Genomic DNA, 10,047 nt, shown 5'->3' with positions numbered 1-10,047 from the left:
TAGTGGCCGTTGCGCTCCCCCCGCCGGCTGGGTGTGTACCCCCGGTAACCGGCGGCCAGGTGCTCGGTCATCTCCTCCTCCAGCACCCGCTCAAGGACCGCCTTCACCCCTTCCCGGATGCGCCGGCCGATCTCCTCCTTGGTCAACCGCCGGAGCTCATCTTGGGTCATCGGACACCTCCAGATTAACCCACAAAATACGCTACGCTACCCTCAAACCGGCTCTCCAAACGTTCTGGCTTTACCTTGCCGAGCGTCCTAGGCTTCAGTAGACTCGGAAAGGGGGCGATTTCACACAGAGCCAAGGTCTACGCCCTAGTCCTCGCTTATTCTCGTGGTAGATTGTTTCTAATGGTTTCTGCTCCTACTCTCATCACGCTAGGCACCGAAGGCTACCGTGGCATAATCGCTAAAGATTTCACCTTCGCCACCCTACACCGCCTGGCTGAGGCCTATGGCCGCTACCTTTGGCAAAGGGGTGGGGAACGGGCGGTGGTGGGATACGATACCCGTTTCCTAGCCCGGGAGTTCGCCCAAGCCCTGGCCGGGCACCTTGCAGGAATGGGCCTGGAAGTTGTGCTCCTCCAGGGCCCCGTGCCCACTCCCCTGCTCTCCTTCGCCGTGCGCCGCCTAGGGGCGGCGGGGGGGGTCATGCTCACTGCCAGCCACAACCCTCCCCAGTACCTAGGAGTAAAGTTCAAGGACGCCATGGGGGGACCCATAGCGCCCGAGGTAGCCCAGACTATAGAGGCCTTGGTGCCCGAAGCAGCAAAACCTATTGAGGGAGCTTGGGAGGAAGTGGACCTACGGACCGCCTACTACGATGCCCTGTCCCAGAGGGTGGACCTGAAAGCCTTGGCCCGTTTCCCGGGTACCCTCTACCACGACAGCATGGGCGGCGCAGGGGCGGGCTTTCTGAAGGGCTTCTTCCGTCACGTGGGTCTGGAAACCCCCGTGCGTTCCCTTCGAGAGGAACCCCATCCTCTCTTTCACGGGGTGAATCCTGAGCCTATCCCCAAGAACCTAGAAGTGACGCGGGCGGTAATGTCCTCTGAAACCCCTCCCAGCTTGGCCGTGGTCACTGATGGGGATGGGGACCGGGTAGGAGTGGTGCTGCCCGGGGGGGTGTTCTTCAACCCCCACCAGGTTCTCACTACCCTAACCCTCTACCGCTTCCGCAAGGGGTTCAGAGGACGGGTAGTGAAGAACTTCGCCGTAACCTGGCTTTTGGACCGACTGGGGGAGCAGCTGGGCTTTGGGGTCACCACCACCCCTATCGGCTTCAAGTGGATCAAGGAAGAGTTCTTGAAGGGAGAGTGTTTTCTGGGTGGGGAGGAGTCGGGTGGGGTGGGTTTTCCGGAGCACCTGCCAGAGCGAGATGGCATTCTGGCGAGCCTAATTTTGGTAGAGGCCGTGGCCCATGCGGAGCAGGACCTTTCTTCCCAGTTCCGGGAGGCAGAGGCTCTCACGGGCCTGACTCACGCATACGAAAGGCAGGACCTTCCCCTCAAGGCTCCCGTGAACCTGGACAGGCTGAAGGAGCCGAGGCCGCTTGCAGGCACGGCGCCGGTGAAGGTGGATACCCTAGATGGGGTGAAGTGGATCTTCCCAGAAGGCTGGCTTCTCTTCCGTACCTCGGGGACGGAGCCTGTGCTTAGGTTATACGCAGAGGCAACACGGAAAGAGCTGGTGAGTGCTTTGCTAAGGGAAGGAAAAGCCCTGGTGGGGGTGGGAGCGTGAAGCGTATGGCGGTCATCCTAGCTGGGGGTAAGGGGGAGCGCTTTTGGCCCCTTTCCACCCCCAAGCGGCCTAAACCCTTCCTGCGGCTTTTTGGGGGCAAGAGCCTGTTGCAGGCTACCTTTGACCGCCTGATTCCCCTATTTGGAGAAAGAGGGGTGTATGTGGTGGCCCCACCCCACCTCGAGGCTTTGGTGCAGGAACACCTACCCGCTTTGCCCAAGAAAAACCTTCTTCTGGAACCCGAGCCCAAGGACACTGCCTTTGCAGTAGCTTTCGCCTTGAAGCAGCTTCCTGAGGGCCTTGTCGCCTTCTTCCCCGCCGATAACCACATCGGCGATGAGGAGGCCTTCCGAATGGACCTCCAACGTCTTTTTACCGCTGCGCAAAGCATTCCGGGCCTTTTTACACTAGGGGTGGTTCCCACCTACCCGGCTACGGGCTACGGCTACCTAGAGCGAGGGGAGGAGGTAGTCCCTAAGGTTTATCGGGTGCGCCGCTTCCTGGAGAAGCCCCAGGAGGAGGTGGCGCAGAAGCTTTACAAAAGCGGCGTACATTATTGGAACGCCGGAATCTTTCTCGGAACCAGGGAGGTGTGGTGCGAGGAGTTCCACCGCCATGCCCCTTGGGTGTTGGAGGGCCAGGGGGAGAAGGTGAGTTTAGATTATGCCCTCATGGAAAAGAGCGAACGCATTTACATGACTCCCGCCTCCTTCCCATGGGATGACTTAGGTGACTGGACTGCACTAGAACGGCATCTTCAAAGTCAAGGGGGCAACGTGGTCTTGGCCCGACATGTGGGGCTTGACACCAAGGGGACCATCATCTATGGGGCAGGAGAAGAGATCGTCGTGACCATCGGTCTAGAAGACGTGGTGATCGTGCGAGAAGACCAAGTAACCCTCATCGCCCGCAAGAACCAGGTGGCAAGGCTCAAGGAGGTGTTGCGTCAACTAGGGGAAGCAGAAAAGATGGGGAAAAAGCCGCATTGAGGGATCTGCCCAGAGGTCGCGTCTAGCCAGCTGAAACCCGCAAGAGCGTACTAACCTAGTCGTGCTGACCTAGTTGTGGAGGCAAAGGTGCAGCAGGTCAACCCCAAAGTATCATTGGCACCGTTCAAACAAAAAACTTTCACCATCCATTTCCTAAGCTTTTCGCTGCTGTTGGTCATGGATTTTGCTGCAATAAGTATTGCAATGGGCCTGGCCATCTATCTCCGATACCTCTGGGACCGCTCGCTGCTGTGGGACATCTACCTAGATCTTTGGCCTATGCTCTTTCTGTTCCCGCTGACCTTTTGGTTGGCAGGGCTCTATGGTGTTGGCATTGCCCCCCCAGAGGAACTTCGTCGGTCGACCTATTCCACTAGCTTGGTCTTCGTAGCGTTAGGGGCCGCCACCTTCATGTACAAGGCTGGGGCCGACTACTCCCGGGGGGCTTTTGTTTTTGCCTGGGGGCTGGCGCTGGTGCTGGTGCCTCTGGGGCGGGGGCTGGTACGACATCTTTTTGCCCACCGAAGCTGGTGGGGGGCACCGGTGCTGGTGTTGGGGGCAGGCAAGACCGGCGAGATGGTGGTGCGGGCGCTGGAGCGCCAGCCGGGGCTGGGCCTGCGGCCAATCGCTTTACTGGACGACGATCCCAGCAAGCACGGCCAGAAGATTGGCAAGGTGAGGGTAGAAGGGGGTCTGAACCTGGCTGAACAGTACGCCCAAGCAGGCGTGCAGCACGCGATTGTAGCCATGCCAGGGGTGCCCAGAAATCGTCTCTTGGAGCTGCTGGAAGCCCATGGCAACCGATTCCCTCACCTTATTGTGGTACCCGATCTGTTCGGTTTTTCGAGCCTCTGGGTTGCCTCTAAGGATATAGGGGGGGTGCTGGGCCTCGAGGTGCGACAAAACCTTTTGCGGGGGGGCTCGAGGTTGGCCAAGCGGCTGCTGGATGTGGGGCTCATTCTGCTTTTCTCGCCCATAATAATTGGCGTTTGTTGTTTGTTGGCCTTGCTGGTGCGACTCGATTCCGCAGGGCCCATTTTCTACACACAAAACCGTATAGGACATGGCCGAAAGCCCTTTCAGGCCTGGAAGTTTCGTACCATGGTGCCAGATGCCGACGCGGTGCTCACAAAATACCTAGAAACCCACCCCGAGCTAAAAGAAGAGTGGCTGCGCGACCAGAAGTTGCGAAACGACCCCAGAATCACACGTACGGGGCGCTTTCTACGAAAAACCAGCTTGGATGAGCTGCCCCAGCTTTGGAACGTGCTGCGGGGTGAGATGAGCCTGGTGGGGCCAAGGCCCATTGTAGAGGCCGAAATAGAACGCTACGGAGCCAATTTCGCCCTTTATACGAGGGTATTGCCTGGTCTTACCGGGTTGTGGCAGGTATCGGGTCGCAACGATACCACCTACCCCGAGCGGGTAGCCCTAGACAGCTACTATGTCCGCAACTGGTCGGTCTGGCTAGACCTATACATCCTGGCACGCACGGTATGGGTGGTGCTGGCAGGCAAGGGGGCCTATTGAGCCGCTGGGCGGGCCTGGGCCTTGCGCTCTTGCCCCTACAGGCCCCCTGGTTTGCGGCGCTGGCCGCCCTGGTGGGCCTTTGGCGCTTGCTGCATAGCAGAAAGCCCTACCTGGGCTGGGCATTCTTAGGGATGGCCCTTTTGGGCACGGTAGGCCAGGGGCTTTCCTCTCAGGGGTTTGTCCCTACGCTGAGCCCGCCGGACTATGTAACCACCGCCAAAAGTGACCGGCCCAACCCGATTAGCCCCATCTTACACGGGTTTCTCGGGTGGAACCACGAGGACGGGGGCCAGCGGATAGCCCAGCGGGTGGCACAGGGATTTTGGCGCATTCCCCGCCACAACCCCAAAACGGGGCGGGAGTTCAGCGAGTTCCTCGAGGACCGGTGGTACCCCCTCGAGCCGGGCCAGACCTACACCCAGAGCTTCTACCTGCGCCACGACGGCACCCAGGCCCGCCTCACCATCACCTTCTTCACCCAAAGAGGCCACCACCCGGTGCCCACGCAGATGGAGCCGGTGGCCCCCGGGGTGTGGCGGGTCTGGGCCCGCTACACGGCCCAGGAGGGCGACGGGGCAGTGCGGGCGATTGACTTCTTGAACGAGGGAGGCGACTTCACCTACCTGGAGGTGGGCTGGCCGCAGCTCGAGCGGGCCCCCACCCCCTCGCCCTACCGGATGGGCCCCACCGGCCTGAGGGAGCTGGGCTGGCGGCTGCAGTGGTGGGTGGGGGCCGCGCTGATGGGCTTTTTGGTCCTGCAAGGGGGGGTGTGGCTCTGCCAGCAGACGCCTGCCCCTACCGCCGCGCTGGCGGTGCTGGTGGGCATGCTGGCCCACCTGGGCTACGCGGGGTGGCAGTGGCTCGAGGCCGGGGAGGGCGCACGGGTGGCCGGCCTTACCCCCCAGCCCAACTTCCTGGGCCACGGCGCGGTGGCGGCGGCTGGCCTGGTCTGGGTCCTGGGGGGCCGGCGGCTGGGTGGGGTGGCGCTGGCGGTGGCCACCCTGACGCTCTGGCTCTCCGGGAGCCGCACCGCCTTCTGGGCGCTGCTCCTTCTGGGGTTGGGCTGGGGGTGGAGCCTAGGGCGCTACCGTTGGGCGGCCTTGGGTATGGGCGGCTTGCTGGCCGGGGTGGCCCTTGCGGAGCCCGGGCTGCTGGGCCGCCTGGCCCAGGTAGCCTTTGACCACAGCGCCCAGGCCCGGCTCCAGTTCTGGCAGGTAGCCTGGCAGGCTTTCCGCGAACACCCTTTGGGGGGCGTTGGCTTCGGGCACTTCCCCCTCTACTTTGACCTGCACCCACCCAGCGGGGCCATTGAGTACACTCCCGGCCACGCCCACAACCTGGGGCTGCACCTGCTGGCCGAGGGAGGGTTGTTGTCCCTCCTGGGGCTTGGCCTCTGGCTGGCAGGGGGGGCGCGGGCACTGGTTGCCCGACGGGCCTGGCCGGCGCTTGTCCTGCTGGGGGCCATTCTGCTCCTCAACACCACCGATTTCACCTTCTTCTCGGCCTGGGTCTACTACCCCCTCATCCTGGCCACGGCCAGCGCCCTGGCCCAAAGGCCGCATTAAGCCGGCTTAACCCGGCTCAAACGCGGAGGGGCAGGGGCTTCCCTAGGCTGTGGGAGTGGCCTGCCCCGCGGGCAGGCAGCCTGGCTATGAAGCGCATCGGACTAAATTGGCTCTGGGCTGCACTCCTGGCGCTGGTCGCGGGCTGCTCTGAACCCTCTAGCGGCAGCGGCCCCAGCCGTTGGGGGGCCTGGTCGGACCCCAGAACCTGGCCCAGCGGCCAGGTTCCCCGGGCCAACGAGGTGGTCAACATTCCCCCCGACCTGGGCGTCGTCCTGGACGTGAGCCCGCCTCCCCTAAGGGGCCTTAACATCTATGGGGTGCTCCGCTTTGACCGCAAGGACTTAGAGCTCAGCGCCGACTGGATTATGGTCCACGGGCGGCTGGAGGTCGGTACCCCCCAGGAGCCCTTCCGGCAGCGGGCGGTCATCACCCTCACCGGCAACAACCCGGAGGAAGACCAGATGGGCATGGGCACCAAGGTGCTGGGGGTCATGGGGGGGGTGCTGGAGCTACACGGGGAGCCCCGCCGAGGCTGGACCAAGCTGGCCCAAAGCACCCCCCGGGGGGCCCGGGAAATCGCCGTGCTGGAGGCCAGCGGATGGCGGGTGGGCGACCGCATTGTGCTGGCCTCTACCGATTACGACCCCCGCCAGGCCGAGGTGCGCACCATCGTGGCCATCTCGGGCAACACCCTGACCCTGGACCGGCCCCTTGATTTCCCCCACTTCGGCGAGGTCACCTTTGGTGTGGACCAGCGCGGCGAGGTGGGCCTGCTCTCGCGCAACGTGGTGGTGCAGGGCGACGAGGCTTCGGCCGGCAGCGGCTTTGGCGGCCACATCATGGCCATGATGGGCAGCGTCATGCGCATCTCGGGGGTGGAGCTCCGCCGCATGGGCCAGCGCAATCGGCTGGCCCGCTACCCCGTCCACTGGCACCTGGTGGGCGAGGCCAGGGGCCAGTACATCAAGCACAGCTCCATCCACGAAAGCTTCAACCGCTGCATCACCATCCACGCCACCAGCGGGCTGGAGGTGGTGGGCAACGTGGCCTACGATGCTGTGGGCCACTGCTACTTCCTGGAGGATGGGGCCGAGACCCAGAACCTGCTGGAGGGCAACCTGGGCATTCTGACCCGTCGGCCCGAGGCCAGCCAAGGGGAGCAGCCGGTCATCCCCACCGACAAGAACCCCGCCACCTTCTGGATCACCCACCCCGCCAACATCGTGCGCAACAACGTGGCCGCGGGCTCAGACGGCGTCGGCTTCTGGTACGCCCTACCCGAAAACCCCACCGGCCCCTCGGCCACCACCACCATCTGGCCCCGCCGCACCCCTTTGGGGGAGTTCTCGGGGAATGTGGCCCACTCGAGCTGGGACGGGCTGATGGTGGACCGCGGCCCCAACCGGGACACCCTAGAGCCCGAGACCACCGTCTACAACCCCCGCACCTACCCGGCCGATACACAAAACCAGTACAACGACGCCGTCAACCCTCCGGTGGTGGCCGAGTTCAAAAACTTCACCGCCTACAAGCACCGCGGCAACGCCATCTGGCTGCGGGGGCTGAACCACAAGGTGGTGGGGGCCCGGCTGGCCGACAACGCCATCGGGGTTACCTTCGCCTCCCGGGCCACCACCCTGGAGGACTCCCTCATCGTGGGGGACAGCGCCAACAAAGGGTTCCCACGCAACTGGGAGTTCCGCGGCGCCGACGGCCGCAGCCTCCCCCGCCCCTGGGCCAGCGGCGCCGGCCCCATTCAGGACAACTTCCCCATCCGGGGGTTTGAGTTCTACGACGGCAAGGTGGGCTTCCGCAACGTGGAGTTCGTGAACTTCCAGCCCTTGGAGATCCACAACGCCCAGGGTGCCTACCGTACCGTCCGCGAGGCGGGGGCCCTGAGCTACCTTCGCTTCACCAGCTTTGACATAGACAGCCGCAACTTTGCCCAGGGCGCCCGCTTCACCAACGCCAAGGCGGTCTACCTCCCTCCCCGACCCGAACCCACCCCGGAGGAGCTGAGCAAGGGCCAGAGCGCCGACGGCTACCGGGGCGGCGTCTTCATAGACCTAGACGGCTCGGTGAGCGGCCGACGGGGCCACGCGGTGGTGCTCAACCACCCCTTCTTGCTGGACACGAGCTGCGAGGTGCGGCCGGAGTGGAACGCTGGGGTCTGCGGCCATGGCTACGCCCGGCTGCATATCCGAAGCGAGAGCGGGGAGAACATCGGCCCGGTTTCGCTGACCCGCGAGGACGGTGGCCGGCCAGTCTTCCGCATGTGGGGGGCCCCCAACAACCCCAGGTTTTTCGGGGCTACGGTCATCAAGGGGCGCGCCTACACCCTAGAAGCAAGCGGCGGGCTTCCCCGCCGGCTCAGGCTCCGGCTGGAGGACAGCGAACCTGGAGACTTCATCCATCTGGCCCTCCCCTACAGCGGCGAGCCCTACATCTACCGCGACTACTGGATAGACAACAGCAACCGCCTGGCCCAAGCGGCCTCCAGGGCCGAGTTTGAGGCCAGCAGCGGGGACCGCTACTGGAGCGAGGGAGGCTGGCTTTACCTCAAGCTGAGGGTGAAGAACGAGGTGGGGCGCGATTGGGCTGTGTTGGACGTCTGCTCGAGCGACCTCTGCCGCTGACCCTTTACCACGCCTCCACGCCCGTCCGCTCGCGCAGCAGGGCTCTTAGCCCCTCCTCGTCCAGCACCGGTACCCCCAGCTCCTTGGCCCTAGCCAGCTTGGAACCGGCCCCAGGCCCGGCCACCACGTAGTGGGTCTTCCGGCTCACCGAGCCCGAGACCTTGGCCCCGTGGGCTTCCAAAAGCCGGGCTACCTCCTCACGGGGACGGGAGAGCTCCCCGGTGAGGACAAAGGTCAGACCCTCCAAGGCACGGCTTTGCGGCTTCTCCTTGGCCTCAAAGCTCACCCCCGCGGCCCTAAGCCGCTCTATAAAGCGGCGCATCTGAGGTTGGCTCAGGGCCTGGTGAATGGCCTGGGCGGTGGCCTCGGCGATATCCGGAACCGCATCCAGCTCCTCCACGCTGGCCTCTAGGATGCGGTCTAGGTGCCCGAAACGACGGGCCAGGGCCCGGGCGGTGCTCTCCCCCACCTGGGGGATGCCCAAGGCGTAAAGCAGCCGCTCCAGTCCCCGGCCCTTGCTGGTCTCAATCTGCTCCAAAAGGTTTTGGGCGCTCTTCTCCCCCATGCGCTCGAGCCCGGCCAGGTCCTCCTTTTTGAGCCCATAGAGGTCGGCCGCGTCGCGCACCAGGCCGGCCCCAAGAAGCTGCTCAATGAGCTTTTCCCCCAGGCCCTGAATGTCCATGGCCCGCCGGCTGGCGAAGTGGCGGATGGCTTCAAAGGCCTTGGCCGGGCAGAGGGGATTGGGGCAGAGGTGAATCTTTCCCGAAAGGACCAGCCCGCTGCCGCACTCCGGGCAGTGGCGGGGCCATTCCACCGGGCGCTCGCCCCGAGGGGCCTCGGTGAGCACCCGGAGCACCTCCGGGATCACCCCACCGGCCTTATGCACGAGCACGGTGTCGCCAATCCGCAAACCCAGCTCCTGCACGTAGCTCTCGTTGTGGAGAGTAACCCGACTCACCGTGGAGCCGTCCAGGAGAATGGGCTCGAGCTCGGCCACCGGGGTCACCCGTCCGGTGCGCCCCACCTGGAAGACCACCCGCAGCACCCGGGTCGGCTTCTCCTCGGCGGGGAACTTGTAGGCGATGGCGAAGCGCGGGGTCTTGGCGGTGTAGCCGAGCTCATCCCACAAGGAAAGGTCGTTGAGCTTTACCGTCACCCCATCGGCCTCAAAGGGCAGGCTACGCCGCTGGGCCAGCATGGCCTGGTAGCCCTCCTCCACCCCCTCTACCCCAACGGCTCGGCGGTGGTGGGGCTCTACCGAGAAGCCGAGTTCGGCCAGCCACCCCAGCAGCTCGAGCTGGGTGCGCACCCCCAGCCCCTCGTGCCGCCCTACCCCGTAAAAAAGCCCTCGCAAACCCCGGCGGGCGCTCACCCTGGGGTCCTTCTGCCTGAGGCTCCCCGCCGCGGCGTTGCGGGGGTTCTTGAAGGGGGCCTCGCCGGCCTCCTCGAGCTCGGCGTTAAGCCTCAAAAAGGTCTCTATGGGCAGGTAGACCTCGCCCCGCACCTCTAGGTCAAGGGGCTCGGGCAGCCTGCGGGGAATGTCCGGGATGGAGAGCAGGTTGGGGGTCACCTCCTCCCCCACCACCCC

General features: G+C 64.4%; 7 protein-coding genes. 5 read left to right on the top strand and 2 right to left on the bottom strand.

All coding sequences use genetic code 11. The features are described from left to right. On the bottom strand, nucleotides 1-170 hold a 170-nt coding region (locus Mlute_RS16630), incomplete at its 3' end, for a transposase (protein WP_182482564.1). Between the two features lie 180 nt (nucleotides 171-350). Here Mlute_RS16630 and Mlute_RS12375 point away from each other — a divergent pair. From Mlute_RS12375 to Mlute_RS16495, 5 genes are all read left to right on the top strand, one after another. Continuing rightward, nucleotides 351-1,739, top strand: a complete 1,389-nt coding sequence (locus Mlute_RS12375; protein WP_119360931.1) for a phosphohexomutase domain-containing protein — start codon at nucleotides 351-353, stop codon at nucleotides 1,737-1,739. A gap of 5 nt (nucleotides 1,740-1,744) precedes the next feature. Further along, the gene (locus tag Mlute_RS12370) at nucleotides 1,745-2,728 is read left to right on the top strand and encodes a mannose-1-phosphate guanylyltransferase (protein ID WP_119360930.1); all 984 of its coding nucleotides are present in this window, start codon (nucleotides 1,745-1,747) and stop codon (nucleotides 2,726-2,728) included. Between the two features lie 177 nt (nucleotides 2,729-2,905). Beyond that, nucleotides 2,906-4,258 (top strand): undecaprenyl-phosphate galactose phosphotransferase WbaP, encoded by a 1,353-nt coding sequence (wbaP, locus tag Mlute_RS12365; RefSeq protein ID WP_119360932.1) that lies wholly within the window; start codon nucleotides 2,906-2,908, stop codon nucleotides 4,256-4,258. Continuing rightward, nucleotides 4,255-5,823: an O-antigen ligase family protein gene (locus Mlute_RS12360; protein WP_147371084.1), complete on the top strand. Its 1,569-nt coding sequence runs from the start codon at nucleotides 4,255-4,257 to the stop codon at nucleotides 5,821-5,823. Before wbaP ends, Mlute_RS12360 begins: the two co-directional genes overlap by 4 nt. 86 nt (nucleotides 5,824-5,909) lie before the next feature. After that, nucleotides 5,910-8,459 (top strand): G8 domain-containing protein, encoded by a 2,550-nt coding sequence (locus Mlute_RS16495; RefSeq protein ID WP_119360928.1) that lies wholly within the window; start codon nucleotides 5,910-5,912, stop codon nucleotides 8,457-8,459. A 4-nt stretch (nucleotides 8,460-8,463) separates the two neighbouring features. On the opposite strand, the gene ligA is transcribed toward Mlute_RS16495, so the two are convergent. Then, the coding region (gene ligA, locus Mlute_RS12350; RefSeq protein WP_119360927.1) for an NAD-dependent DNA ligase LigA at nucleotides 8,464-10,047 on the bottom strand (1,584 nt) is incomplete at its 5' end.

It is taken from the genome of Meiothermus luteus, from assembly GCF_003574085.1.
In the GTDB taxonomy this organism is placed as follows: domain Bacteria; phylum Deinococcota; class Deinococci; order Deinococcales; family Thermaceae; genus Meiothermus; species Meiothermus luteus.
The sequence above is the reverse complement of the archived record's forward strand: the minus strand, read 5'-3'. Positions and strand labels throughout refer to the sequence as shown.